This window comes from Georgenia subflava, assembly GCF_009193155.1.
Taxonomy (GTDB): Bacteria; Actinomycetota; Actinomycetes; order Actinomycetales; family Actinomycetaceae; genus Georgenia; species Georgenia subflava.
The window spans coordinates 241,600-266,902 of the sequence record NZ_VUKD01000003.1; the positions used below are offsets into that span (position 1 = coordinate 241,600).

The following is a 25,303-nucleotide window of genomic DNA, read 5'->3' on the forward strand; positions in this document are numbered from 1 at the left end:
GCACCGTCTGGGGTGGCGGCGTCGGTGCCGCGCGCTGCGGCCCGGGAGAAGGGGCACGCCAGACCAGGATGGTCGGAAGGTAGCCCGGCCCCCAGGGCGTGCCAAGAGTGCCGGGCACCCGAAAAGTCGGGCCTCACCGGGTGATGCCGCAAAGGACCACCGAGCGCGCGCGGGCCACCCCGGTGGCACGATGCGGGCGACGGTCGAACCTACGGACGCGGGGTGGGCAGCACGATGAGCGACCTGACGGACGTCGCCTCGGAGCTCTACGGGCGGCCGCCCGGTGAGTTCACCGCTGCCCGCAACGACCGGGCGAGGCAGCTCCGGACGGCCGGCGACGCCGAGCTCGCCGCGGCGGTGAAGGCGCTGCCGAAGCCGTCCGCCGCGGCCTGGCTGGTCAACACCATGGTCCGGCACCTGGGCGAGCCGGTCGCCGGCCTGCTGGAGCTCGGCGCCACGCTGCGCCAGGCCCAGGACGATCTCGACGCCGCCCGCCTGAAGCAGCTGAACAAGGACCGCCGGGCCCTGGTGGCCGCGGTGGTCCGGCAGGGGAGCGCGCTCGCCGCCGACCACGGTCAGAAGGTCAGCGCCGCCGTGGCCGGGCAGGTCGAGGCGACGCTCAACGCGGCGATGACCGACGCCGGTGCGGCGGCCGCCCTGCGCACCGGTCTGCTCGTCGAGGCCATGACCGCGAGCGGCCTGGGACCGGCCGACCTCGACGGCGTCCTCGCGGTCCCCGAGGCGATGGGCGAGCTCTCGCCGGCGCCCCCGACGAGGCGCAAGAAGGGGAAGAAGAGCGAGGGGTCGAAGAGGACCACGGGGAAGGCCGCGGGACCGGACGAGGACGAGCGGGCGGCCCGGGACGAGCGGGCGGCCCGGGCCGCGACGGCGAAGGCGCAGGAGGAGCTGGAGGCCGCCGAGACCCGGGCCGTGCGAGCGGACGACGCGCTGGCGGAGGCCGACGCGGCGGTGCAGGAGCTGGAGGCCAACGAGCTCCGGCTGCGGTCCGAGCTGGAGGAGCTGCGGCGGCAGATGCACGAACGCGAGCACGAGCTCGACCGCAACGAGCGCGCCCTCACCAAGGCGGAGAAGGAGCGGTCCACCGCCCGGCGTCGGGCGGAGGACGCCACGGCCCGGGCCGACGTCGCGCGGGGCGAGCTGGATCGGCTGCGGGGCCCGCGCGCACGGTGACGGGCCGTGGTGCGCGCCGCCCGACCGGCCGCTAGGCGCCGTGCGGATGGGGCCGCGGGCCGTGGTGCGCGCCGCCCGACCGGCCGCTAGGCGCCGTGCGGACGGGGCCGGGAGCCGTGGTGCACGCCGCTCCGACCGGCCGCGGGCGCCGCGCGGAGGGGGCCGTCTCGCGGTGCGCCGCCGTCGCCCGGCAGACTGCACGGGTGCCCGACCCCATCGCGAGACTGCTCGCCGACCCGCCGGACCTGCCGGTCCGCCGCGGCCTGCCCGCGCTGGTCGACGCCGTCCGGGCGCACGGCACGGCGGTGGTGCACGCGCCGCCCGGCACCGGCAAGACCACGCTCGTCCCACCCGCGCTGGCGGCGACCGTGACGGGGACCGTCGTGGTGACCCAGCCCCGCCGCATCGCCGCGCGCGCGGCGGCCCGCCGGCTCGCCCAGCTGCTCGGCGAGCCGGTCGGACAGAGCGTCGGCTACTCCGTCCGCGGCGACCGGCGCACCAGCGGCGCCACCCGCATCGAGGTGGTGACCACCGGGGTGCTGCTGCGTCGCCTGCAGCGCGACCCGGACCTGCCCGGTGTGGGCGCCGTCGTCCTGGACGAGGTGCACGAGCGCCACCTCGATGCCGATCTCGCCCTCGCCCTCCTGGTCGACGTCCGGACCAACCTGCGCGAGGACCTGCCGCTGGTCGCGATGTCTGCGACCGTCGAGGCCGAGCGCACGGCGGCGCTGATCGGCGGGACCCGACCGGCGCCCGTGGTGGCAGTCAAGGGGGCGCTGCACCCGGTGGACCAGGTGTGGTGCCCGCCGCCCGCGCAGGTGGCCCGCGCAGACGACCGGGGCGTGACCCCCTCGTTCCTCGACCACGTGGCCGCCTGCACGCGCCGCGCGCTGGCCGAGCGGGAGGGCGACGTGCTGGTGTTCGTCCCGGGCGCGGGCGAGGTCGCCGGCACGGCCCGCCGCCTCGCCGGGGTCGACGCCGACGTCCGCCCCCTGCACGGCCGCCTGCCCCACCGTGAGCAGGACCTCGCCCTCACCCCGGGACCCCGGCGCCGCGTGGTCATCGCCACGGCCGTCGCCGAGTCCTCCCTCACGGTGCCCGGGGTCCGGGTGGTCGTCGACGCCGGGTTCTCCCGCGAGCCGCGCGCCGACCACCGGCGTGGCCTGGCCGGCCTGGTCACCGTCTCGGTCAGCCGGGCCGCCGCCGAGCAGCGGGCGGGCCGGGCCGGCCGCGAGGCGCCGGGTGCCGTCTACCGCTGCTGGTCCCAGAGCGACCACGCGAAGCTCCGCGCCCACCCGCAGCCGGCGATCGCCACCGCCGACCTGACTGCCTTCGCCCTCGAGCTCGCCTGCTGGGGCAGCCCGGACGGTACCGGGCTCGCGCTACTCGACCCACCACCGCAGGCCGCGATGGACGCGGCCCGCACGACGCTGGTCGGCATCGGGGCGCTCGAGCCCGGCGGCACGGTGACGCCGAGGGGCCGGAAGATCGCCGGCATCGCCACCGACCCGCGCCTGGCCCGTGCCCTGCTCGACGCCGCGGCCGAGGTGGGGCCGCGACGGGCCGCGGAGGTGGTGGCCCTGCTCTCGGAGGACGTGCGGGCACCGGGCGGGGACCTGGTGGCCGCGCTGCGGGCGCTGCGCCGGGGCGGGCCGGAGTCGGCCACCTGGTCCGCGCAGACCCGGCGGCTGCGCGAGTCGCTACCCCGCGACGAGGGCGCCGGCACGGGCAGCGCGCCCCTGACGGACGACCTCGCCGTCGGCCTCGTGGTCGCGCTCGCGCACCCGGACCGGGTCGCGCGCCTGCGGCCGGGCGGGAGCACCTACCTGATGGTCTCGGGCACGGGCGCCGTCCTCCCGCCGGGCTCGGCCCTGGCCGGGCTGCCGTGGCTCGCCGTCGCCGAGGCGGACCGCGGGGCCGGACGGCGCGACGCGACGATCCGGTCCGCCGCGCCGATCGACGCGGACCTGGCGGTCGAGGCCGCACCCGCGGCGCTGACGGAGGAGGAGCAGATCGGCTGGGACGACGGACGGGTGGTGGCCCGGCGGACCACGTCGCTCGGGGCCATCGAGCTCTCCTCGACGACGATCGCCGACCCGCCCGCCGGCCTCGTCGTCGCCGCGGTGCGCGAGGGCCTGGACCGCGAGGGACTGGGGCTGATGCCGTGGACGCCGGCCGCCGTGGGGCTGCGGCAGCGGCTCGCGTTCCTCCACGCTGCGCTCGGCGCGCCGTGGCCGGACGTCTCGGACGCCGCACTGCTCGCGGACCTGGACGGCTGGCTCGGTCCCGACCTGGCGCGCATCCGCGGGACGCGCGACCTGCGCCGCATCGACGTGCTCGCGGCCCTGCGCCGGCTGCTGCCGTGGCCGCAGGCGGGGCGACTGGACGAGCTGGCGCCGGAGCGGTTGCAGGTCCCCAGCGGCTCGAGCGTCCGCGTGGACTACGACGGCGAGCAGCCCGTGCTCGCCGTGCGCGTGCAGGAGGTCTTCGGCTGGCGAGAGAGCCCCCGCGTCGCCGACGGCAGGGTGGCACTGCTGCTGCACCTGCTCTCTCCGGCCCGGCGACCGGCGGCGGTCACGGCTGACCTGGAGTCCTTCTGGCGCAGCGGGTACCCCGGTGTCCGGGCCGAGCTGCGCGGCCGCTACCCCAAGCACGACTGGCCCGAGGACCCGCTCGCCGCGACGCCGGTCCGCGGGGTCCGCCGTCGCTCGGGCGGCTGAGAAACGCAGCGCGCCGGCCTTCAGACCACGAGCTCGGCGAGGGTGGCGACGACGTCGACGAGGGCACCGCGCCGGTAGAGCGTGACCGGGAACGGTGCGCCAACGGACGTGCCGAGCATCAGTCGTTGGAGGTCCTGCGCGGTGGTCACCGGTGTGGCGCCCGAGGCGATCACGATGTCGCCGAGGTAGATGCCGGCGCGGGCCGCCGGGCTGCCGGGGACCACCTCGGCCACGTGCAGGCCGGTGCGCCGCCCGAGCCGCTCCGCCAGCGCCGGCGGGACCGCCAGGGTCACGCCGCCGACGCCGAGCCACGCGCGCCGCACCCGCCCGGAGGCGATGAGCTCGGAGACGATCCGCCGGGTCGTGGAGTTCACCGGCACGGCCAGGCCCAGGCCAAAGCCGGCGACCGCGGTGTTGATGCCGACGACGGTGGCCGACGACTCGGCCAGGGCGCCGCCGCTGTTGCCCGGGTTCAGCGCGGCGTCGGTCTGGATGACGTCGTCGATGGAGTGCGCGCCCCGCGCGGTCCGTACCGGCAGGGACCGGCCGAGGGCGCTGACCACGCCCGCGGTGACGGAGCCGGCGAGCCCCATGGGGTTCCCGACGGCGACGACGAGCTGCCCCACGCGCAGGCCGTCGGCGTCGCCGAGCTCGGCCGGCGGGGTGAGGTGGCTGCGGGTGCGCAGGACGGCGAGCTCGGAGAGCCGGTCCACGCCGAGGACGTCGAACGGCGCCTCCTCGCCGCCGGCGGTGACGACCCCGCCGCCGGTCACGTCGGCCACGACGTGGGCGCTGGTGAGCAGAGGCCCGTCGTCGGTGAAGGCGACGGCGGAGCCGGCCCCGCTGCCGCGGCGGCTGCGCACGAGGACGGACAGCACGGAGGGCTGCAGGGCGGCCGCGACCGAGCTGACGACGCTCGAGTAGGCGTCCATCGCCGGGTCCATGACGGCACAACGACACGGCCCGGCCCGGGCATGCCCGGTCGGGTTACGCCGACGGCGGACGGCACGGGTGCGCCGGCTCGGGCCGAGGACGGGCGGGGGACGGGGCCCGTGCGGCGGCTGACACCCCGCCGTTACCTGGCCAGGCCTCCCGCCGTCACCCGGCCACGCCTCCCTGCCGTCACGCTGCCGGGCTTCCTGTCGCGGGCGCTACGAGACGGAGACCCAGGTGCCGTCGAGGCCCTCGTGCGCCGGACACCCACCGGAGGCACCGACGGCCTCGGTATCCCAGCTCCACGCCGGTCCCGTCGCCTCTCCGTCCGCCTGCGCCAGCTCCCCGCCCAGGGTGACCAGCGCACCCGCTGGGCAGCTCGCCGACCCGGTGCTGGTGAGGGTGACCGTGCCCGCCTCGTCGATGGTGACGGTTCCGACGTCGTCAGGGTCGGTGAACAGGTCGCCGTCGTCGTCGAGCGCGTAGCGGGCCGCCTCGGCTGCAGTGTCGTAGCTGATCAGCATCAGGTGCCCGGACTCCTGCTGCCACCATGCGTGACTGACGTGGATCAGCTCGGACGGTGCTCGCGGGGCAGGGTCCGACCTGGTCTCGAGCACCAGGGTGGCGACCCCAGGCGCCGGCGACAGCTTTGCCCACTCCCACGACTCCCCGTCGGGGCAGTCCTCCACCCCGTCGACGGTGACGCCGTACATCGATCCGTCGGCCCAGATGTCCATCTCCCACGTGCAGAACGGCGTGCTCATCGTGCCCGACTCCAGCTCGAAGGTCGTGCTCTCGTAGGGTGCACCGTCGTCGGTCGGCAACGGATTGACCCAGGTCACGCTCCCGTCGGCGCTGAACGACCACAGCCACCCGAACTGGTCCGCTGTCACCCAGGTCCCGACGATGTTCTCGACAGTGATTGGCAGGTACTCCGAGCCGGTGGCCGGCCCGGCCGAAGAGTCCGGCTCGAGCGGGTCGGGAGAGCTTGCCGTCGGCGGCTCGGTCGGCACAGACGGTGCTGTCGGCACGGATGGTGCTGGGCCCGGATCGCTCGTGCACGCCACCAGGAGGAGCAGTGTCGCTCCGCAAGCCGCGACCAGGCGTCGCGGCGGTGTCATCGCAGCCATGGCCGGCTCCTGCGACCGTCGGCGATCACGGACGACGTGGGTTCGCGGGAGGCGGCCCGAAGTGCCCGGGCGCCATTGGTTCGCGAGTCCCCACCGGTCCCGGCGGCGCTGGTCAGATGCTACCGCCGCCGGTCGACGGCGGGTAGAGGCAGTCGGTTGTCAGCTGGACGGCCGTCGGACCTGCTGGTCGTCGGCGGGCACGATCTCCACGACCCGCTGCCGGGCGGCGGGCGGTGACGGCTCCGCACCGCAGCTCGCGCCATCTCCGGGGCGTCGGGCCGCTCGGTGTGCACCACCACCCGCCAGGAGGTGCCGTCGTTCGCAGTCCAGTGCGTCGTGGTGCGGTCCTCGGCGCCGTCGACGGAGTCCAGGCGCAGGCCGGAGGAGCCGCGGATACCGGTATGCCTGCGCAGCGCGATCTCGGCGGCCTGAGCGGGTTGGGGCAGGGCCGCCCGGCCGCGGAGGGACCGGCTGAGGACCGCGCCCTCGGTGTGCGCCGAGACCAGGGAAGGGACGTCGTCCGGTCCGAGACGGCCGTAGACCACCCCGTCGGGCAGCACGAGGGCGGAGGCGGCGAGCCGGTGACCGCCCAGGTGGCTGACCTCCCAGGTCCGTCCCGGGTCCCGCGTGCCGAGCGCCGCCACGAGGGGGCGGCCGAGCTCGCCGCAGCAGGCGTCGCGCCGTGCGTGCGTACACACCAGGTACTGCGTGTCGAGCCGGTCCCACCCCGCAGGGACCGCACCGCCGAGCAGCCGAGCGAGCAGCTCGGGGAGGTCCCAGGAGAGGATCTCGGAGATGCCGCCGACGGTCGTCCGTGCGCCGTGCCCGCCGGCGGCGTCGACCGCGACGAGCATGACCGTGGCGGGGAACGGGATGCCGTGCCGCGAGCCGGTGCGTCGGGCCAGGAGGGTGGTGACACCGAGCGGGGCGAGGACCCGGGCGAGGTGTTCGCCGAGGGCGACAGGCGTGCCGTCGTGGTCTGCGAACGGCGCGTCCCGCAGCACCTTGGCACCCCACGGGCCGCCGTGCTCGACGACGAGGTAGCCGTTCGCGGTCGAGGCGCTGCCGGCGAGCGGCTCGCCGGCGTCGAGGCTGAGCCGGCTGCAGGCGCTCGGCCGGGTGCTGGTCATGGCGGCGCGCTCGGTGGGCAGGGGCACGCCCCGAGTGTAGGTGGGGTCCATGCACCTCGCTCCGGGCGTCACGCCCCGGGCGTCACGCACCGGGCAGCGGCGCTCACGCGCCCGGACGCACCGGCCGGCGCGCACGTCCGAGGTCGGCCACCCGCGTGGCCATCGCCCGGATCTGGTCCCGGCCGCTGCGCGGCCACCACCACGCTCGCAGCCGGGCCCGCCACGGCAGCGCCGACCTGACCTTGGCGACGACCAGCCCCACGTCCTGCGCCATGGTGCCGACCTCGGTGGCGCCGGGGGCGTACCGCGCCCGCTCGAGCCGCGCGGCCGCCCGGCCCATCGCCGTCGCCGGCGCTCCGGAGAGAGCGGCGGCGTCGCGGTAGTGCTCGGCGACCTGGCGCGGCGTGGCGCCGACCGGCGGGGGCAGGCCGAGGTCGGTGAGCGTCAGGACGAGGCTGCGCCAGTGCCCCTCGACGCGGCCGCCGTCGTCGCGGGCGGCACGGGTGCCGGCCTCGCGCCGCCAGCGCCCGGCGGACGGGACGACGAGGGCCAGCAGCAGGAGGATGGCGAGCGGCGGGGCGACGTCGGCCAGGAGACCGAGCACGTCGTCGAACCAGCTGCTGCCGGTCGACCCGCCCACGGCGTTGTCCATCCGAGGGTCGGTCACAGGCGGCTCGGTGGCCTCGACCGTCGGCTCGGGGGTGGCCGGGGTCAGGCCGTCCATGTCCGCCTCGGTCAGGTACACCGGCGCAGCGCCGGACCGCCCGCCGGGGGTGGGCTCGAAGCGGGTCCAGCCCAGACCGTTGATGTAGAGCTCGGGCCACGCGTGCGCGTCGGCCCGGACGATCGTGCGCGACCCGTCCGCCTCCCGGTCGCCCGGGAGGAACCCGACCGCCATCCGGGCGGGGATCCCCACCGCGCGCGCCATCATGACCATCGCCGAGGCGAACTGGGTGCAGTAGCCCTGCTTCGTCGTGAGGAAGTGGCTGATCGGGTCCAGGGTGCGCCCGTCCTCGCCGACGACGGGGTCCGCGAGGGTCAGCGAGTAGAAGAACTCGGGACCGCGCAAGTAGCCCTGGATCGCCCGGGCGGCCTGGATCTGGTTCTCGGCTCCGGCGGTCAGCTCGGTGGCGAGGGGCACCACCAGGTCCGAGGAGAGCACGTCGACCTGCAGCAACGGCTCCTCGACGACGTCCGGCGGCGGTCCCTCGCCGATGCCCTCGGGCAGGGGGCCGGCGGGACGCCACGCGGTGGCCTCGTAGGTCTCGGGACGCTCGCGCACGTAGGCGACGCCGGTCTGCGGGTCGAGGTCCCAGTCGATCTGGCCGAAGTCGGCTTCGACGAGCGGGTGGGGAAGCGCCACCTGGGGCGACTTGAGCTCGTTGAGGACCACCGTGAGCGACCACTCGTCGCGTTCCACCTCCGGTCCGCCGACCGGCTCGAGCGGCGGCTCCGCGGTGGTCGTGCCGGGGCTCCGGACCACCGGCCACCACCGGCCGTCGGAGTACAGCGGCGTCACGCGTACCCGCAGGGGCGCCGAGCGCGCGTCGTCCGTGCGGTACCTCAGCACCGGCTGGTTGCTGCGGCTCCCGAGGTCGGCTGCGAGGTCGAGGGTCTCCGTGAAGGTCACCTCTCCGGAGGCGACCTCCGGCCCCCGGCCCAGCCCCTGCAGGACGGTCGTCGGCGAGAGGTGGGGGAGGAAACCGGGAAGGAGCACGGCGAGGACGACGGTGACCACGCCGAGCGACGTCGCCCACGTGCGGTGCCGCCGGGTGCTGCGCTCCACCACCGTCTCGGCCGGCCCCGTCACCGTGGTGGTGCGCGACCAGGCGTGCTGGTTCGACCAGCTCCGCACGGTGGAGATGCTCTGCCGGGCGACCAGCGGCAGCCACACGGCGGCGGTCGCGAGGAAGTACTGCGGCGAGAGGGCCTTCCCGGTGCCGGAGGCGGTCACCGTCAGGACGACCAGGAGCGGCAGGCCGGCCAGGGCGGGGGAGCGCAGCGTCACGCCGATGGCGTCCACGGCAAGGCCCACGGCGACCATGGAGGCGACGACGACGAACACCAGACCGGCGGTCGCTGGCGCGGGCACGGACTCCTCCTGGATCGTCACGACGCCCTGGCCCAGCAGGGCGCGCAGGGTCTCGAGGCCGGAGGTGCGCGGGAGGCCGAACCAGTGGTGGCCCGGCGCGAAGATCCAGGTCAGCACGATGCCTGCCAGTGCCGCCTGGGCGGTGACCACGGCCCAGGCGGGCAGCCGCACGGCGCGCGCCAGGATGCCGACCGCCGCGACGACGGCGAGCCCGGTCAGCATCGGCCAGACCCACTCCCGGCCCTGGAGGAGCCCGGCCACGGACCAGCTCGCCACCGCCGTGGCCAGGGCCGCGAGCAGGGCGTCGAGGATGCGGCTGCGGCTGATCACCGGACCGTCTCCCGGGACCGGGCGAGGTGGTGCCAGACCGTCCGGACGCTCGTCTCGGCGTCGACCGCCTCGGTGCGCCAGCCGGCCTGCCGGGCGATGCCGACCAGCTCGGCGGTAGGCCGCGGCTCGGTGCCGGGGGCGAACGTGTCGGTGCGGAGCACGAGGAGGATCCCCGTCGTGCCGGAGCCGCGCGCGCGGGCCAGCTGGTGGAGGGCTTCGGCGTCCTCGTCGGCGACGACGGCGATCAGGGCACCAGGTGCGCTGGAGCGGGCCGCCCGCAGCACGGGCTCGAGGTCGCCGGCCTCGGGCAGCGCCACGGCCAGGTACCGCAGGACGACGTCGACGCCGAGAACCTCGCCGGCGCGACCGTCGCGGACCGTCTCGGTGGAGACGAGCTGGAGGGAGTAGCCCTGGGCGGCGAGGTGGACGGCCACCGAGGCGACGGCGCTGACGGCCCACTCGAACGAGCTGCCGTCGCCGTGGCCGCGGTGGGCGGTGCGGCGCGAGTCCAGCACGAGGACGGCGCGGCGCCGGGCGGGCCGCTCCTCCTGCCGGACCATGAGCTCGGCGCGGTGCGCCGTGGCCGGCCAGTGGATGCGTCGCAGGTCGTCGCCGACCCGGTAGGTGCGGGTGCTCACGTCGTCCTCGCCCTGGGTCGCCACCATGTGCGGCACCGGCCAGTCGCCGGTGCCGCCCTGACGGCGGAGCCCGGGTCCGTCGATGGGCTCCACCCGGGGGAGGACGAGCACCTCCGCCGTCGGGCGCAGGGTGAGGACGGTGCCGGCCATGCCGAACGGGTCCGTCAGGCCGAGGCGCACCGGACCGAGGTGGTAGCTGCCGCGGACGGTGGCGTGCAACGGGTAGGTGAGGGTCTGGACCTCCTGCGGCGCCATCCGGGGCAGCACGAAGCGCGCGGGCGCCCCGAGTGCTGGGTCGACGTGCTCCTCGGCGAGGTGGGGGAGGGTCGCGCGCCGCCCGTCGTTGCGCAGCTCGAGGCGCACGTGCGCGTCCTCGCCCCGCTGGAGGTGGACCGGGGCCACATGACGTGCGACGGCGAGCCGCGGCGCCCGCCGCCAGATGGACAGGCACGCGAGCAGGGGCAGCACGGCGAGCAGGACGCCGATGCGGGTGACGTCGGGGAAGCCGAGCAGCGTCGCGGCGACGACGACGAGCACCCCGGCGGCCAGGAAGGTCCGCCCCCGCATCGTCAGCCGGGGTGCGTTCATCGCGGTCGGTCGGGGACGGGGACACCGGCCATGAGGGAGGTCAGGACCTCGTGAGCGCCGGCGCCGGAGAGCTCGGCCTCGCCGGTCAGGAGGACCCGGTGGGCGAGCACGGGTGAGAGGAGGTGCTGGACGTCGTCGGGAAGCACGTGGTCACGGCCCTCGAGCGCGGCGTGCGCGCGGGCGGCGCGCAGGAGGTGCAGACCGGCGCGGGGCGAGGCGCCCAGGCGCAGGTACCGGCTGCTGCGGGTCGCGGTCACCAGGTCGACGACGTACTGGCGCACCGCCGGGGAGGTGTGCAGCCGCTCGACGGTGCCCACGAGCGAGGCGACGGTGGCGGCGTCGGTGACCGGCTGCAGCGTGGCCAGCGGGGAGCCGGAGCCGTGGGTGTCGAGCATGCGCAGCTCGGCGCCCGCCGCCGGGTAGCCCATGGAGATCCGGGCCATGAACCGGTCGCGCTGCGCCTCGGGCAGCGGGTAGGTGCCCTCCATCTCGAACGGGTTCTGGGTCGCCATGACCATGAACGGGTCGGGCAGCACGTAGGTGCGGCCGTCGACGGTGACCTGGCGCTCCTCCATGGACTCGAGCAGCGCGGACTGGGTCTTGGGCGAGGCGCGGTTGATCTCGTCGCCGACCACGATGTTGGCGAAGATGGCGCCGGCACGGAACTCGAAGGCGTGGCTGTCCTGGTTGAACACGCTGACGCCGGTGATGTCGCTCGGCAGCAGGTCCGGGGTGAACTGGATGCGGCGCACCGTGCAGTCGATGGTGCGGGCCAACGCCTTGGCGAGCATCGTCTTGCCGACGCCGGGGACGTCCTCGATGAGGAGGTGCCCGCCGGCGAGGAGCACGGTCAGTGCTGTCCGGACGACGTCGTCCTTGCCCTCGATCACTGTGGTCATCGCCTGGTGGGCGTCGCCCACCACGGAGTGCAGGCGCTCGAGCGAGACGTCGACGTCTTCGGTGACTACCGGATCCATCTGCCGATGATCCCTCATCCGAGGGGCACGGGGGAACACTTGGGCCGGTGACGTGCAGGGTGACCTGCCCGGAGCCTGACGGGTGACCCGGCCGGAGCCCCGACGGGTGACCCGGCCGGAGCCCCGACGGGTGACCCGGCTACCGACTCGGGGAGCGACCCGGCCGGAGGCCCCCGGGGGAGACCCGGCCGGAGACCCCGGCGGGCGTGGGCGTGCGCGGCGGAGAAATCGGCATGACGTCCCACCTGCCGGCGCGTAGCGTCCGTGCATGGACTTCCGACTCGAGCTCGTCCAGGTGCCCGTCAGCGACGTCGACCGCGCACTGGCGTTCTACACGGAGAAGGCCGGCTTCGTCCTCGACCACGACCACGACGTCGGTGGCGGGATCCGGTTCGTCCAGCTCACACCACCGGGATCGGCGGCGTCGATCGCCATCGGCGAGGGCCTGTCGGGGATGACGCCCGGCTCTGTCGAGGGCCTCCAGCTCGTCGTCAGCGACATCGAGGAGGCGCACGCCGAGCTGGCGGACCGCGGTGTCCCGGTGAGCGAGGTCCAGGACTTCCCGTGGGGTCGGTTCGTGTTCTTCGCCGACCCTGACGGCAACGGCTGGGCGGTCCAGCAGATCGTCCAGGCATAGCGGAGCGCCGGCCGAGCTCCGGCCGAGCGGGTTGGCGCGCGCCACCTCGTGCTCCCTACCTCGTGCTGCACACGTCGTGCACCCCCCGGTGCCACGGTCGTGTCCACAACGGCGACGGCGCCCGGGAGTAGCGTGGTGGTGCGGCCTGCGCCGGCGGGCCCGGCGGGCCGCGGTGGAGAGTGCGATGTCCGTGGTGGAGAAGCGGGACCGAGGACGTGAGGCGTTCGCGCGCCGTAGGTGGGCCGACGCGTACAGCGAGCTGGCCGCCGTCGCCCAGGACGCACGGACCGGACCGGAGGACCTGGACCTCCTCGCCACCTCCGCGCTGCTTCTCGGCCGCGACGAGGAGGCGGTCGACCTCATCGCCCGCGCCTACCAGGGATTCATCGCCGTCGGCGACGGCGACCGTGCCGCGCGCAGCGCATTCTGGGCCGGTCTGACGATGTTCGAGAGCGGCAACCCGGCCCAGGCGGCCGGCTGGTTCGCACGCGTGCAGCGACTCGTCGACGACGGGGTCGGTGGATCGGCCGCCGCCGGATACCTCGAGGTCGCCCGGGCGCGCGGGGACATGGTGGCCGGCCGGACCGTGGAGGCCATGACGGCCGCGACCGCCGCGCTGGCCCACGGCGAGCGCGCCGGCGACCAGGACCTGGCCGCCCTGGGGAAGATGGCCCTCGGCGCCACCCAGGTGATGCAGGGCGAACGCAGTGCCGGTCTCGCTGTGCTCGACGAGGTCATGGTCGCCGTCACCTCGGGAGAGGTCTCCAGCATGCCGGCGGGGATCATCTACTGCGGCGTGCTCGGGGTCTGCGCGGCGGCCCTCGACGTCGGACGTGCGCGGGAGTGGACCGAGGCGCTGACCCGGTGGTGCGAGTCGCAGCCCGACCTCGTCCCCTTCCGGGGGGAGTGCCTCGCCCACCGCTCGCTCGTGATGCGCCACCGTGGCGCGTGGCAGGACTGCATGGCCGAGGCGGGGCGGGCGCTCGAGCGGCTCACCGGTCTGGGCGCCGCCCGCGTCGCCGGGGCGGCGTGGTACCAGCAGGCCGAGGTGCTGCGGCTGCGCGGGGAGACGGCGGCCGCCGAGACGGCGTACCGCACGGCTGCCGACTACGGCGTCGACCCGCAGCCGGGGTTGGCGCTCCTCCGGCTGGCGCAGGGGGCCGTCGACGACGCCGCCGCCTCGATCCGCCGCGCGTGCGACGAGCCCGGCGACCTCGCGTCACAGAGCGCGACCCTGGCCGCCGCGGTCGAGATCCTGCTGACCGCCGGGGACGCCGAGGGAGCTCGTACCGCGGCCCAGACGTTGGCACAGGTCGCACGGACGGCAGGTGCGCCGGTGCTCACCGCGCTGGCCGGGCAGGCCCGTGGTGCAGTGCTCCTGGCGGCCGGCGAACCGCGCCCGGCGCTGGAGTCCCTCCGCGCCGCGTGGGCAGCGTGGCAGCGGCTCGACGACCCGTACGAGGTGGCCCGCACCCGAGTGCTGCTCGCGCAGGCGTGCCGGGCGCTGGACGACCGGGACGGGGCCCGGCTGGAGCTCGACGCCGCCCGTCGCACGTTCCGACGCCTCGGTGCAGACCCCGACCTCGTCCGGGTGGACCAGGAGCTGGCCCTGGTGACGCCGGATGCCGACGCGCCCGGCGGACTGACGCCTCGCGAGGTGGAGGTGCTGCGCCTCGTCGCGACGGGTCGGACGAACCGGGCCGTCGCCGCCCAGCTCTTCCTGAGCGAGAAGACCGTGGCGCGGCACCTGAGCAACATCTTCACCAAGCTCGACCTCACCTCCCGCTCAGCGGTGACCGCGTACGCGTACGAGCACCACCTCGTGTGAGTCCGCACGGTGCGTTGGCAGTACGGGCCTGGGCGCGCTCGTGACGACGTCGGTACGGCCTGCGCGGACGGCCAGGGGCAGCCGGCGGCCAGCATGCTAAACCTCGCTCCATCACCCTTGAGCGCGACGACGTCGGTGCGGCATGCGCGGACGACCCGCGCAGCCGACGGCCGGCAGTAGACCTCGCTCCATCGCCCTTGGGTACGTCGACGCCGCGGCTTGGCCGCCTCCGTGCAGTGTTCGTGCAGGTCCGGGCGCGTACCGGGTGGCGCCCGTGTGCCCGGTTATGTCTCGGGCTCGTCGGGTTCGCGAGGGCGCACAGGACGTTCGATGTACGCGACGTTGTCGTCGAGGTCGATCCCGAACGGCGGCGCCGCGTCGCCCGGGATCTGCACCTCGTGGCGCTGGCGCTCCCGCTCGGCGTTCAGGTGCTTGAGACCGGGCTCGAAGATCTCGAACAGCTCCGTCATGCCGCCAACCTACGCGTGAGATGACGCGGCTGCAGGAGGAACGCTCACCGCGTTCCGTCGGGTGCTGTCCGAGGTGGGTCGGCCACCCCATCACGGGGTGCTGTCTGAGGTTGGCCTCTGCAACCGCATCTCGCGCGGCGCTGCCTGCGGTAGGTCGTGTACCGCATCTTGTCGGGTGCTGTCTGCAGCAGGTCGGCCGCCGAATCTCGTCGGGCTGCTGCCCACGGACCGGGAACAAACCGCCGGCCAGCTGACGTTGAGCATTGGCCCGGAGTGCCGGGTGCCGCCGCCGTGGAGAGGACCGCCGTTGCCTACCGTCATCGTCAGCCACCCCGAGAACCTGCCCACGCTCACCGCGCCGGTCTCGCCCACCGCCCGCTCCTACGACCCGAAGGCCGACGGCGGCGCCGAGCTCGACCGCCAGGTGCAGACCTACGTCGACCTCGGATTCCCCGAGCTGCTCGGCCTCGACGAGCCGGCCTTCCGGGCGGCGCTCCTGCCGCTGCGCGGCCTGGTCGCCGACCTCCGTCTGGACGCGCACGACAGTGCCGTCCCGGAGGACGACCACGTCCCCTTCGTCGTCGTGCTCGACCACGCCGCACGGCGACCCAACGATGCGGTGCCCGCGATGCGACGCGGGACCAAGCACGGTGTCAGCGTGATCGACGACGAGGAGATCGAGACCTACCGTCCGGTCGACGGCGTCGACCTGCCGGACGGCGTCGCGTACCTGCTCGGCGGCATCGACGTGGGCTCGCGTTACGTCAACGTCACGCCCGAGACCGCCCTGGCGTCCGTCGTCGAGGCCGGCCGCAGCCCGCTGACGATCGCCGAGGGTCTCGCCGTCGTGATCCTGCGGCCGGACATGCTCCGGCCGAACCGGTGCTTCTCCCTCGCAGCGTCGCGTACGGGCACCAACCAGCGCGTCCCCGCGATCTGGATCAGCGAGCGCCGTCCGAAGCTGGGCTGGTGCTGGGACCGCAACCCGCACACCTGGTTGGGCACCGCGTCGGCCGGCTACCGACGAGCGATGCCAGCGGTCTGATCGGGTGCGGGCGGCCGCAGAGATAAGCGACTCCGTGCCGCCCGAGCCTCGGCGACGTTGGGAGCGGTCAGCAGAGGTCACCGGGAGTGGCGGGGCAGCCCGAGCAGCCGGGGCGTGTGGGCGGCGTAGTCGCTGTAGGCGTCGCCGAAGCGCTCTGCCAGTGCGTCCTCCTCGAGCCTCGCCTTGGCCGTGAGGACGACGGCGAGCACGCCGGCGGCCACCAGCGGCAGCGGGCGGCGGCGCAGTATCGCGACGCCGGTCGTGGCGAGCGCCAGACCCGCGTAGATCGGGTTGCGGGTCACGGCGTAGGGCCCGGTGGTGATCAGGTGGGCGCCGGCCGGCGGGCGGACCCGCGGGCTCACCCGGCCCTGGTGCGGAACGACACCGGCGAGGGCGAGCGCGCCGCCGCCCACGACGAGGGTGCCGGCCGCCACCGTGAGCCCGGTCGACAGCCGCCAGCGCGGCCGGCCGCGCGCCGCCACGGCGACCAGGGCGAGAGCCTGGGCGGCGACGAGCGCATCGGAGCGGTCCATCTCGGAAGCATGACACGCGTGTTCGCTCTGCTACGGGTGGACGGCGTGCCCCGACAGCGAGGGCAGTCGGGATGCAGACGGTGGTCGCGCCCACGTGATGTCAGTCGAGCTCGGTCCCTCGCTCGAGGTCAGGCCCTCGCTTGAGCTCGGTCTCGCGCTCGAGGCCGGTCCCTCGCTCGAGGTCGGTCTCTTGCTCGGGCACGGTCGCCGCCGCCCTCCCGGCCATGACGTCCGGCTCGGGGTCCGAGGCCGGCACCGACACGGTGCGTACTGTCGCGTCGGCCGCCTCGGCGTCGTCGACGGGAGCACGAGGTGCGGTCGCGGGTGTGCGGGCCGGGACGTGTCCCACCCGGAACAGACTGTGCGGGTCGTACCGCTCGGCCAGGTCGGTCAGCCGGGACATGGTCGGGGCGTCGTAGCACCGCGCGAAGCTCTCGACGCCGGCGTCCGCGCCGAAGTTGGGAAGCCTTCCTCCCGTGGTCCACGGAGCGAGCACCTCGGCGACCATGGCGGCGTGCGAGAGCACCGCCTCGGCGATCGGCGGTGCGGGCACTCCGATGAGCAGCACCGAGAAGGCCGCGTCCCGTTGGCAGAGTGCGCTGGATACCGGTCCCGGTCGTGCCAGGGCACCGCCGAGCTGGCGAATCTCCACCATCAGCTGCGGCGAGCCTGTCCCCGGGCCCGCGACGGCGAGCAGTGCGTCGACGGCCTCACCGGGCAGCTCGTTCAGTAGGTGGCTCGACTCGTGGACGGGTAGCGGGTCGACCGGGTCGGAGTGCACGAACCCGATCTGGCTGAACGGCAACGGTCCGACTGCGTCGATGATCGGTTCGGCCACGGCGCGGATCGGTGCGAGGACCCGTGCGCCGTCGCGGTGGTCCCCGGTCCAGACGAACCTGACGGCGACGCTGAAACGGCCCGCCAACGGCGGGGGAACTCCGGGGACGCCGTCGGGCAGGTTGAGCAGGGCGAGCGACGTCGTCGCCTCGGGCGGCAGGTCCTCGCACCACGTCCGCCAGCTGTGGAGTACCGCAGTCGTGTGCTCGCTGTCGAAGTAGAGACCGCCGCCGTAGATCTCGGGCTGCTCGACCAGGTCGAACTCGACGGCGGTGACGACGCCGAGTGCCCCTTTGCCACCGCGCAGCCCCCAGAAGAGGTCAGGTTCCTCGGTCGCGGTGGCGCGGCGGACGACGCCGTCGCCGGTGACGACGTCGACGGCGCGCACCCGGTCCGAGGCGGCGCCCCAGGTCCGGGCCACGGGTCCGATACCACCGCCGGTCGTGTAGCCGACGACCCCGACGTCCGGCGCCGAGCCGACCAGCGCGGCGAGACCGTGCACGGCCGCCGCGTCGAGGACCGTCTGCCACTTCACGCCGGCGCCGACGCGTGCCCATCCCTCGGGGTGCACGGTGCACTCGTCCAGGGCACCGACGTGGACGAGGAGTGCGCCGTCAAGGTTGTCGACGATTCCGTGACCGGTCGACTGGACGGCGACGGGAAGCCCGACCGTGGCTGCGAAACGGAGCACCTCGCCGATGTCGGCGGCGTCGGCGACGGCGACGACGGCGGACGGCGTGGGCTGGACAGCCAGGTTCCAGGGAGTGGTAAGAGCTGTGTACGAGTCCTCGCCGGGCAGGTGCACGCGGCCGGTGAGCCGGTCCTGGAGCGCGGAGAAGTCGACGTCGAGCCTGGGAGTGCCGGTCATGGTGACCTCCGCGGCGCAAGGATCCGACGAGCCTGCACTGCTTGGCCAGGGCGCCGTCGACCCGGCCGAGCGCACCCCCGCTAGTCCGGTCGCGAGAAGTCTAGGTCTGCGCATGGCGCCGAACAATGGTCGGACCGTGACGTTCGACCATCTTGCCGGGCCGGGATCGCCGGGCAGGTCCGGACGACCAGGGTTGGTCGTCTTGGTGCCTCCTGCCGGCATCACCGCTGGTGAGCGACGTGCCCGCCGGAATGTCAGTGCCTCGAACTAGTGTTGGAGCATGTTCAAGGACGAGCGGGATCGGTCGGACGACGAGGCGATGACGCCGCCGTCGGCCCCGGCTCGTCCGCACGCCCAGTTGCCCGATGCCGACGAGTGTTGTGATCTCGCGACCGCGGGTGGGGTGTGCGAGCACATGGTTGCGGTGGTCGAGGAGGCGCTGGCGGCCGAGCGGGTCCTGGTGGCTGCCCAGGTGGCTGAACTGAAGGCTGCGGGTCCGGAGAAGCTGGCGGTGCTGGCTGCCGAGGGGTATCCGGTGGCATGGGAGCTGCTCGACGACTCGGGCAGCGACCACGACGATGACGACATCGTCGGTGACACAGAGGGTGACGAGGACGGCCGCGGTGTCGTCGATGCCACCGGCGCTGGCGGTGCCCGACGCGGTCCGGCGGGCCGACATTGTCTGGATATGCCGGTGGATGTGCTCGCGGTGCTTGAGCCGGGGCAGGCGTTGGCGGCGGAGCTGGACGGTCTGGATCTGGCCTCGTTGGACGACTACGCGTTGGTGGAGGTGCTGGCGGCGGCGCGGCGGGTGGAGTCGTGGGCGGCCTCGGTCACGGCGCGGGCGGCGGCGCAGCTCTCGCATGCGGAGGTCTTTGATCCGGCCCGGTTCGGGTCGCGGGATCCGGAGGCGGCGGCGGTGCCGGAGGAGATCGCGTTGCGGTTGGGGATCACCAAGGGGGAGAGCAAGAAGCTCATCGCCCTGGGGCGGGGGATCGAGGGGTCGTTCGGTGCGACGGGGCGGGCGTTGAGCAGCGGGCGGATCGATGCGCGTAAGGCGGCGGAGATCGTCACGACGTTGGCGCACCGGCCTGGTGCGGTGGCCTGGTTCGTCGAGCAGGAGGTGCTGGGTCAGGCCGGGGAGCAGACGGTGCACCAGCTGACGCGGGGTCTGGCCAAGGCGTTGATCGCTGTGGACGCGGAGGATGCTGCGGCTGCGCATGCGCGGGCGAGGCGGGAGCGTCATGTGACGCATCCGCGGCCGTTGCCCGATGGGATGGCGTCGATGTATGTCGTGGGGGCGGCGCAGGATCTGGTCGGTGTTGATCTGGTGCTGGACGCGGTCGCGGCGGCGGCGAAGGCCGGTGGGGATCCGCGGAGCAGGGATCAGTTGCGTGCGGATGCGTTCTTCACCTTGTCTGCGGGTGCGATGGAGAGCCGGTGGGTCGGCCAACCCCCGCGCAGCAGCACCGGCCCACCCGGTGAGACACGCCCCGGCTCCCTGCCCGGCGAGGCGCCCGGCGCGACGGCCGGCGCGACGGCCGACTCCGTGCCCGGTACGGCGGCAGGCTCCGAGCCCGGTGCGGCGGCTAGCTCCGTGCCCGGCGCGGCGGCTGGCGGTGGCGGTGCTGTGTCGGCGGGCGGTCTGGAGACCGATGGTTCGGCGGCATCCGCCACGAGCGGGGTCCCGGACTGCTTGGCATCACCGGCACCGTCGACGTCGGCCGCGGCAGAGCCTGAGTCTGACCCGGCTGGCAGCACCGTAGTGGTCTCGACGGGACCTGAACCCGGCAACGAGGGGACAGCTGCGCCTGCTGCCGGTGATCAGGGGACGGCTGCGCCTGCTGCCGGTGAGGGGGACGGTGCGCCTGTTGCCGGTGTGGGGACAGGTGCGTCTGCCACCGGTGAGGGCACAGCTGTGGCCGCCTCCGACGAGGCGAGTGGTGTGCCTTCGGTGCCGTGCTGCGGCACTGCGGACGGCGATGGGTGCGGATGCGTGGCCGCGGCGCTGGGGGTGCTGCCAGAGCTGCTTCGCCGGCTGCGTTTCGGGCCGGCGATGCGGCTGGGGGATGCGCGCACCAACCGCACCGAGATCCGCCTGGTCGTCCCGCTCTCGGTCGCCCTGCCACCGCACGAGCCCACCGGAGCCGGCACGGCCGCCGACACTGGTGGCACGCGCGTCGTCGGCGGCACCGACACCACGGTGACCGCCGGCGCGGACGGCAGCGGTACCGCCGCCGCGACAGCCGATCGCACCGACGCCGCCGATTCCGCCGGCGAGGCCACCGCGGTAGCCGGCGTCGATGCCGGTACCGCGGCGGAGAGCCCCGGCGCCCGGTTCTGGGACGATCCGCCGTTGTCGGAGGTCGCCGAGCTCGTCGGGTACGGGCCGGTCACCGCGGACGTGGCGCGGGCGATCGCTGCTGGTGGGACGTGGCGGCGGATCGTGACGGACCCGCTCTCCGGTGCGGTGCTTGATGTCGGCCGGCGTCGGTACCGGCCTCCGGCGGACCTGGCCGTGTATGTGCGTGAGCGGGACAAGACGTGTATCCGGCCCGGGTGCTCGACCCCTGCGACCAGGTGCCAGCTCGATCACACCGTGCCGGCCTCGCAGGGCGGTGCGACCAGCGCGGAGAATCTCGGTCCGGCGTGCGTGCGCGACCACAGTGTGAAGACCAACGGCCAGGCCCAGGTCACCCAGCCCGAGCCCGGCGTCTTCGAGTGGATCACCCCGACCGGGCACGCCTACCGCCGCAACATCGACGGCACCATCACCCGCCTTCCCGGCTACTACGCGACCCATGCCGGCGACCCACAATTCTGACGACGTCTGCAACGTTGTACGTCGCTGAACCGCCGACATCACTCGGGACAGCACTCCTCGGAGCGGTTGGCACTACCTTCGAGGTGTGGACCAACGTCTCAGTCTCGTGACTCTCGGCGTTCGCGACCTCGAGCGATCGCTGACGTTCTACCGCGGGTTGGGGTGGGAGCCAGACAGGATCGTCGAGGGGACTGTCTTCTTTCAGGCAGGAGCGATCGTCGTCGCGCTGTGGGACCGGGAACTCCTGGCCGAGGACAGCGTCGCCGTCGACTCGGGCGGATGGGGCGGGATCACGCTCGCGCACAATGTGAGCACCCCGGCGGAGGTCGACTCGATTCTCGATTCGATCGAAGACGCAGGCGGCCAGGTGCGCCGTCGCGGGGCACCGACGGAGTGGGGCGGCTACTCGGGTGTCTTCACCGACCCGGACGGGCACGCGTGGGAGATAGCTCACAACCCGTTCTGGCGGGTGACGGAGGAAGGCGCGACCCTTCTCGACTGACCCAGCAACGTCCACGACGGCGGTAAGCCGCCGGTCGTGTCGACGACAGGGCGACGATGGGAAGGTCGAAACGTCACGTCTGCGGTCGAACCTCCGCGGTCGAAAAGTCCGCGGTGGCTCGGCTCAGTCGCTCGGCCGGCGGCGTAGCTGCTTGGTCCGACTGTGCCGCTGCTTCGCCTCGGTGCGGCGCCGCAGCGCCCCGCGCGACGGTTTGGTCGGCCGCCGCGCCCGTGGTGGGGGAGCGAGGGCCTCAGCCAGGAGTGCCACGAGCCGGTCCTGGGCACTGCGCCGATTCTGCAACTGCGAACGCCGTTCGGACGCGGTGACCGTGAGGACGCCGCCGACGAGGCGGCCACCAAGGGCATCCAGCACCCGGCCACGCTGGGCGTCTGTGAGCGCCGCGGAGACCCCGATGTCGAAGGAGAGCTCCACGCGGGAGTCGGTGGTGTTCACCCCCTGACCGCCCGGGCCGCCGGAGCGCGAGAAGCGCCACTGCAGCTCTGACGGGTCGATGCTCACCCCGGCAGCCACCCGGACCGGCTCACGAACGACCATCGCCGCTCAGCCCGCGTCGCTGCGGCGTCGCGCGAACACGAACGGCACGACGATCCACCCGACGACCAGCAGGAACAGGATTCCACCGGCGGCGTAGAGGGCGCCCTCGCGGCTGACGACGACGTCGAAGATGAGCAGCACCGTTCCGGTCACCACGAGGGCCAGGCAGCCGAGCCCCACCATGGCGACCCGGTGCCCGGTCCGCACGATCTCTGCCTTGAGCCGCCGCTGGAACAGCAGGCGGTGCATGGTCACCGGCGCCGTCAGCAGCACGGTCGCCGCTGCCGCCAGCACGACCAGCACGAGGTAGATGCCCACCTGGTCCGGTGCGAGGTCGGCGAACCGGCTCTGGAATGGAAGGGTGAGAAGAAACCCCGTCAGCAGCTGGACGCCGGTCTGCGTGACGCGCAGCTCCTGGAGGAGCTCGTTCCAGTTGCGGTCCGACCGTTCCTCCGGTGTCTCACGGCGGCCTTTGCTCTCGCCGTCGGCCACCTGCTCGCCGTCGCCCGGCCGGGCGACGGCGGTAGTCCGCCCATCGTTGGCAGAGTCGTCGGTCGTTCGGCCACCGTCGGCGGAGCGGTCGGTCCTCCGGCGACCGTCGGCAGAGCGGTCGGTCGTCCGCCCACCGTCACCTGATGGGCGCCCGCCGGTCGCCGCGCGCACGCGCTCGTCGCGCCGATGACCTCGGCGCGCTTGCTCGTCGTCGGTCACGGGCACCTCCCAGCTGGTCGGAACTCAGCGTAGGGCCGGCCGATCTGCATGGCCCACCAGGACCGGTCCACCGTGCGGTCCCGCCCACGGCGCGTCGCCGGCTCGGCTATGTTCCCGAGCACCACCACACCCGCGCCGTGCGCGCCGAACCCGCTGGAGCAACGATGCCCGTGCTGACCGACCTCCTCACCGCCCTGTCCGCCGGATCCGTGCGGGTCGTCGACCTGACCGCGCCGCTCTCCGACGCGACGCCGCTGCTCGAGCTGCCCGAGCAGTTCGGGCAGACCGCGCAGTTCCAGCTGGAGGAGATCAGCCGCTACGACGACCGCGGCCCGGGGTGGTACTGGAACAACTTCCGCACCGGCGAGCACACCGGCACGCACTTCGACGCACCGAGTCACTGGGTCACCGGCAAGGAGCTGCCCGACGTCGACGCGGTGCCCGTCGGGGCGTTCGTGGCGCCCGCCGTCGTCCTCGACGTGACCGACCGTGTCGCCGACGACCCGAACTTCCTCATCGAGGTGGCCGACGTCGAGGCCTTCGCGGCCGAGCACGGCCCGCTTCCCGACGGCGGCTGGCTCCTGTGCCGCACCGGCTGGTCCTCCCGCGCGACACAGGAGGAGATGATCAACAACACCGAGACCGGCCCGACGAGCCCGGGACTGTCCGCCGAGTGCGCCCGCTGGGTCGCCGAGGAGTCCCCGCTGCAGGGCATCGGCGTCGAGACCGTCGGCACCGACGCCGGCTCAGCACACTCCTTCGACCCCGCCTTCCCCTGCCACGCGCACCTGCTCGGCAACGGCAAGTACGGCCTCGCCCAGCTGCAGAACCTCGACCAGCTCCCGCCGACGGGTGCCGTGGTCCTCGCCGCGCCGCTGAAGATCGTCGGCGGCTCCGGCTCACCGGTGCGGGTGCTCGCCCTCGTCGAGGACTGACGGTGCGGGTGAGCGAGGCGGTCGGCCGCGCCCTGGTCGACCTCGGTGTCGATCATGTCTTCGGCGTCGTCGGATCCGGAAACTTCCACATCACCAACGCGATGGTCGACGCCGGCGCGCGGTTCGTCGCAGCCCGGCACGAGGGCGGCGCGGCCACCATGGCTGACGCGTACGCCCGCACGGCCGGCGCCGTGGCCTCGCTGAGCGTGCACCAGGGCTGCGGCCTCACCAACGCGATGACGGGCATCGCCGAGGCAGCCAAGAGCCGCACCCCGCTCGTCGTGCTCGCCCCGGAGGCGACCTCGCCGACCTCGAACTTCGCCGTCGACCAGGATGCCCTCGCCCGGGCGGTCGGAGCGGTGCCGGTCCGGATCACCTCCCCGGAAACCGCCGTCGGCGAGACCGTCGACGCCGTGGCGACGGCGCTGCACCAGCGCCGTACCGTCCTCCTGAACCTGCCGCTCGACATCCAGGACCGGCCAGCCCCGGAGCACGGCCCGGTCCACCTCCCCGTCCCGCCGGAGGCTCTGGTGCCGCCGGGCGACCAGCTCCACAGGCTCGTCGAGGCTCTGGGCACGGCGGCCCGTCCGGTGTTCGTCGCCGGGCGTGGTGCCCGCTCGCCCGGGGCACGCGAGGCGCTGATCTCGCTGGCCGACCGGTGCGGAGCACTGCTGGCCACCTCCGCCGTCGCCAAGGGACTCTTCCACGACCAGGACTTCTCGCTCGACGTCTCCGGCGGGTTCTCCTCACCGTTGGCCGCCGAGCTCATCCACGGCGCCGACCTCGTCATCGGCTGGGGCTGCGCCCTGAACATGTGGACTATGCGCCACGGCAGGCTCATCGGCGACGGCGCCACCGTCGTCCAGGTGGACGACACCGCCGATGCACTCGGCACCCACCGTGAGCTGACCTTCGGGGTCCTCGGCGACGTCACGGCGACGGCGCAGGCTGCGCTCGCGCGGCTCGACGGCGGTACGGGTCGTGACGGCGGTACGAACCGTGACGGCGACACGGGTCGTGACGGCGGCACGAACCGTGACAGCGATACGGGTCGTGACGGCGATCTACGGTTCGACCGCGGTGTGCGCCTCGACGGCGATGCCGGCGTCCCTCCCGGTCGCGGCGGTGGCGACGTCGGCACCGGGTACCGCACCCGTGAGGTTCGTGACCGCCTGGCCACCTCCTTGCGCTGGCGCGACGTGCCCTTCACCGACGTAGGTGGCCCCGACGACACAGGCGAGAACCGGATCGACCCACGCACCCTCACCATCAGGCTCGACGACCTGCTGCCTGCCGAGCGGGTCGTCGCCGTCGACTCGGGCAACTTCATGGGCTACCCGAGCATGTACCTCCAGGTCCCCGACGAGGCGGGGTTCTGCTTCACCCAGGCGTTCCAGTCGATCGGGCTGGGCCTGGCCACCGCCGTCGGCGCCGCGCTCGCCCGGCCGGACCGGCTCCCGGTGGCTGCCCTCGGCGACGGCGGGGCGCTGATGAGCACCGCCGAGCTCGACACGGTCCGGCGTCTTGGACTGCCCATGGTGGTCGTCGTCTATAACGACGACGCCTACGGCGCCGAGGTGCACCACTTCGGTCCCGACGGCGACGATCTGGGCACCGTCGTCTTCCCGCCCACCGACATCGCCGCGATCGGCCGCGGCTACGGCTTCACCGCAGTGACCGTGCGTTCCGTCGCCGACCTCGCCGGCGTCAGCTCCTGGCTCGACGGGCCGCGGGACACCCCGCTGCTGATCGACGCCAAGGTGCGCGCGGACGAACCCTCCTGGTGGCTCGCCGAGGCCTTCGGCCACTGAGCCGGCTCTGCTCGAGAG

Annotated in this window: 20 protein-coding genes; 9 read left to right on the forward strand and 11 right to left on the reverse strand. The window is 74.1% G+C overall.

Going from position 1 to position 25,303, the window contains the following annotated elements:
* The first annotated feature begins 234 nt into the window (after nucleotides 1-234).
* Together GD748_RS11165 and hrpB are read left to right on the forward strand one after the other, a co-directional pair.
* Complete coding sequence (locus GD748_RS11165; RefSeq protein ID WP_152195285.1) at nucleotides 235-1,191, forward strand: hypothetical protein; 957 nt, start codon at nucleotides 235-237, stop codon at nucleotides 1,189-1,191.
* 224 nt (nucleotides 1,192-1,415) lie between these two features.
* The gene (gene hrpB, locus GD748_RS11170; RefSeq protein ID WP_152195676.1) at nucleotides 1,416-3,911 is read left to right on the forward strand and encodes an ATP-dependent helicase HrpB; all 2,496 of its coding nucleotides are present in this window, start codon (nucleotides 1,416-1,418) and stop codon (nucleotides 3,909-3,911) included.
* A 20-nt stretch (nucleotides 3,912-3,931) separates the two neighbouring features.
* On the opposite strand, the gene GD748_RS11175 is transcribed toward hrpB, so the two are convergent.
* From GD748_RS11175 to GD748_RS11200, 6 genes are all read right to left on the reverse strand, one after another.
* On the reverse strand, nucleotides 3,932-4,855 hold the full coding sequence (locus tag GD748_RS11175; RefSeq protein WP_152195286.1) for a trypsin-like peptidase domain-containing protein: 924 nt from the start codon (nucleotides 4,853-4,855) through the stop codon (nucleotides 3,932-3,934).
* 207 nt (nucleotides 4,856-5,062) lie between these two features.
* Nucleotides 5,063-5,974 carry a hypothetical protein gene (locus GD748_RS11180; RefSeq protein ID WP_152816284.1) on the reverse strand — a complete coding sequence of 304 codons (912 nt, stop codon included), beginning with the start codon at nucleotides 5,972-5,974 and terminating at the stop codon, nucleotides 5,063-5,065.
* 119 nt (nucleotides 5,975-6,093) lie between these two features.
* Nucleotides 6,094-7,131 carry a sucrase ferredoxin gene (locus GD748_RS11185; RefSeq protein ID WP_152195288.1) on the reverse strand — a complete coding sequence of 346 codons (1,038 nt, stop codon included), beginning with the start codon at nucleotides 7,129-7,131 and terminating at the stop codon, nucleotides 6,094-6,096.
* Between the two features lie 76 nt (nucleotides 7,132-7,207).
* On the reverse strand, nucleotides 7,208-9,526 hold the full coding sequence (locus tag GD748_RS11190) for a transglutaminase family protein (RefSeq protein WP_152195289.1): 2,319 nt from the start codon (nucleotides 9,524-9,526) through the stop codon (nucleotides 7,208-7,210).
* Nucleotides 9,523-10,752, reverse strand: coding sequence for a DUF58 domain-containing protein (locus GD748_RS11195; protein ID WP_152195290.1), 1,230 nt, complete (start codon nucleotides 10,750-10,752; stop codon nucleotides 9,523-9,525). Before GD748_RS11195 ends, GD748_RS11190 begins: the two co-directional genes overlap by 4 nt.
* Nucleotides 10,749-11,729 (reverse strand): AAA family ATPase, encoded by a 981-nt coding sequence (locus GD748_RS11200; RefSeq protein ID WP_152195291.1) that lies wholly within the window; start codon nucleotides 11,727-11,729, stop codon nucleotides 10,749-10,751. The genes GD748_RS11195 and GD748_RS11200 overlap by 4 nt, the downstream gene beginning before the upstream one ends.
* Nucleotides 11,730-11,997: 268 nt before the next feature.
* Between GD748_RS11200 and GD748_RS11205 the strand changes: the two genes are divergently transcribed.
* Nucleotides 11,998-12,366, forward strand: coding sequence for a VOC family protein (locus GD748_RS11205; RefSeq protein ID WP_152195292.1), 369 nt, complete (start codon nucleotides 11,998-12,000; stop codon nucleotides 12,364-12,366).
* Between the two features lie 184 nt (nucleotides 12,367-12,550).
* On the forward strand, nucleotides 12,551-14,194 hold the full coding sequence (locus GD748_RS11210) for a helix-turn-helix transcriptional regulator (RefSeq protein WP_152195293.1): 1,644 nt from the start codon (nucleotides 12,551-12,553) through the stop codon (nucleotides 14,192-14,194).
* 284 nt (nucleotides 14,195-14,478) lie between these two features.
* On the opposite strand, the gene GD748_RS11215 is transcribed toward GD748_RS11210, so the two are convergent.
* Nucleotides 14,479-14,664, reverse strand: a complete 186-nt coding sequence (locus GD748_RS11215; protein WP_152195294.1) for a DUF6191 domain-containing protein — start codon at nucleotides 14,662-14,664, stop codon at nucleotides 14,479-14,481.
* Nucleotides 14,665-14,971: 307 nt separating this feature from the next.
* On the opposite strand from GD748_RS11215, the gene GD748_RS11220 reads away from it, so the two are divergent.
* Nucleotides 14,972-15,709: a DUF5701 family protein gene (locus GD748_RS11220; protein ID WP_152195295.1), complete on the forward strand. Its 738-nt coding sequence runs from the start codon at nucleotides 14,972-14,974 to the stop codon at nucleotides 15,707-15,709.
* Nucleotides 15,710-15,786: 77 nt separating this feature from the next.
* On the opposite strand, the gene GD748_RS11225 is transcribed toward GD748_RS11220, so the two are convergent.
* Together GD748_RS11225 and GD748_RS11230 are read right to left on the reverse strand one after the other, a co-directional pair.
* Nucleotides 15,787-16,242 carry a methyltransferase family protein gene (locus tag GD748_RS11225; RefSeq protein ID WP_152195296.1) on the reverse strand — a complete coding sequence of 152 codons (456 nt, stop codon included), beginning with the start codon at nucleotides 16,240-16,242 and terminating at the stop codon, nucleotides 15,787-15,789.
* Between the two features lie 100 nt (nucleotides 16,243-16,342).
* Nucleotides 16,343-17,947, reverse strand: a complete 1,605-nt coding sequence (locus tag GD748_RS11230; RefSeq protein ID WP_152195297.1) for an FAD-binding oxidoreductase — start codon at nucleotides 17,945-17,947, stop codon at nucleotides 16,343-16,345.
* Between the two features lie 280 nt (nucleotides 17,948-18,227).
* Between GD748_RS11230 and GD748_RS11235 the strand changes: the two genes are divergently transcribed.
* The gene (locus GD748_RS11235) at nucleotides 18,228-20,771 is read left to right on the forward strand and encodes a DUF222 domain-containing protein (RefSeq protein WP_152195298.1); all 2,544 of its coding nucleotides are present in this window, start codon (nucleotides 18,228-18,230) and stop codon (nucleotides 20,769-20,771) included.
* Nucleotides 20,772-20,856: 85 nt separating this feature from the next.
* The gene (locus GD748_RS11240; protein WP_152195299.1) at nucleotides 20,857-21,273 is read left to right on the forward strand and encodes a VOC family protein; all 417 of its coding nucleotides are present in this window, start codon (nucleotides 20,857-20,859) and stop codon (nucleotides 21,271-21,273) included.
* Between the two features lie 123 nt (nucleotides 21,274-21,396).
* Here GD748_RS11240 and arfB read toward each other — a convergent pair whose 3' ends face one another.
* Complete coding sequence (gene arfB / locus GD748_RS11245) at nucleotides 21,397-21,828, reverse strand: alternative ribosome rescue aminoacyl-tRNA hydrolase ArfB (RefSeq protein WP_152195300.1); 432 nt, start codon at nucleotides 21,826-21,828, stop codon at nucleotides 21,397-21,399.
* Between the two features lie 6 nt (nucleotides 21,829-21,834).
* Nucleotides 21,835-22,320 (reverse strand): DUF6328 family protein, encoded by a 486-nt coding sequence (locus tag GD748_RS11250; protein ID WP_152195301.1) that lies wholly within the window; start codon nucleotides 22,318-22,320, stop codon nucleotides 21,835-21,837.
* Nucleotides 22,321-22,703: 383 nt separating this feature from the next.
* Here GD748_RS11250 and GD748_RS11255 point away from each other — a divergent pair, with 383 nt between their 5' ends.
* Both GD748_RS11255 and GD748_RS11260 read left to right on the forward strand, forming a co-directional pair.
* On the forward strand, nucleotides 22,704-23,474 hold the full coding sequence (locus GD748_RS11255) for a cyclase family protein (RefSeq protein ID WP_152195302.1): 771 nt from the start codon (nucleotides 22,704-22,706) through the stop codon (nucleotides 23,472-23,474).
* 2 nt (nucleotides 23,475-23,476) lie between these two features.
* Nucleotides 23,477-25,285: a thiamine pyrophosphate-binding protein gene (locus GD748_RS11260; RefSeq protein ID WP_152195303.1), complete on the forward strand. Its 1,809-nt coding sequence runs from the start codon at nucleotides 23,477-23,479 to the stop codon at nucleotides 25,283-25,285.
* The last annotated feature ends 18 nt before the right edge of the window (nucleotides 25,286-25,303 follow it).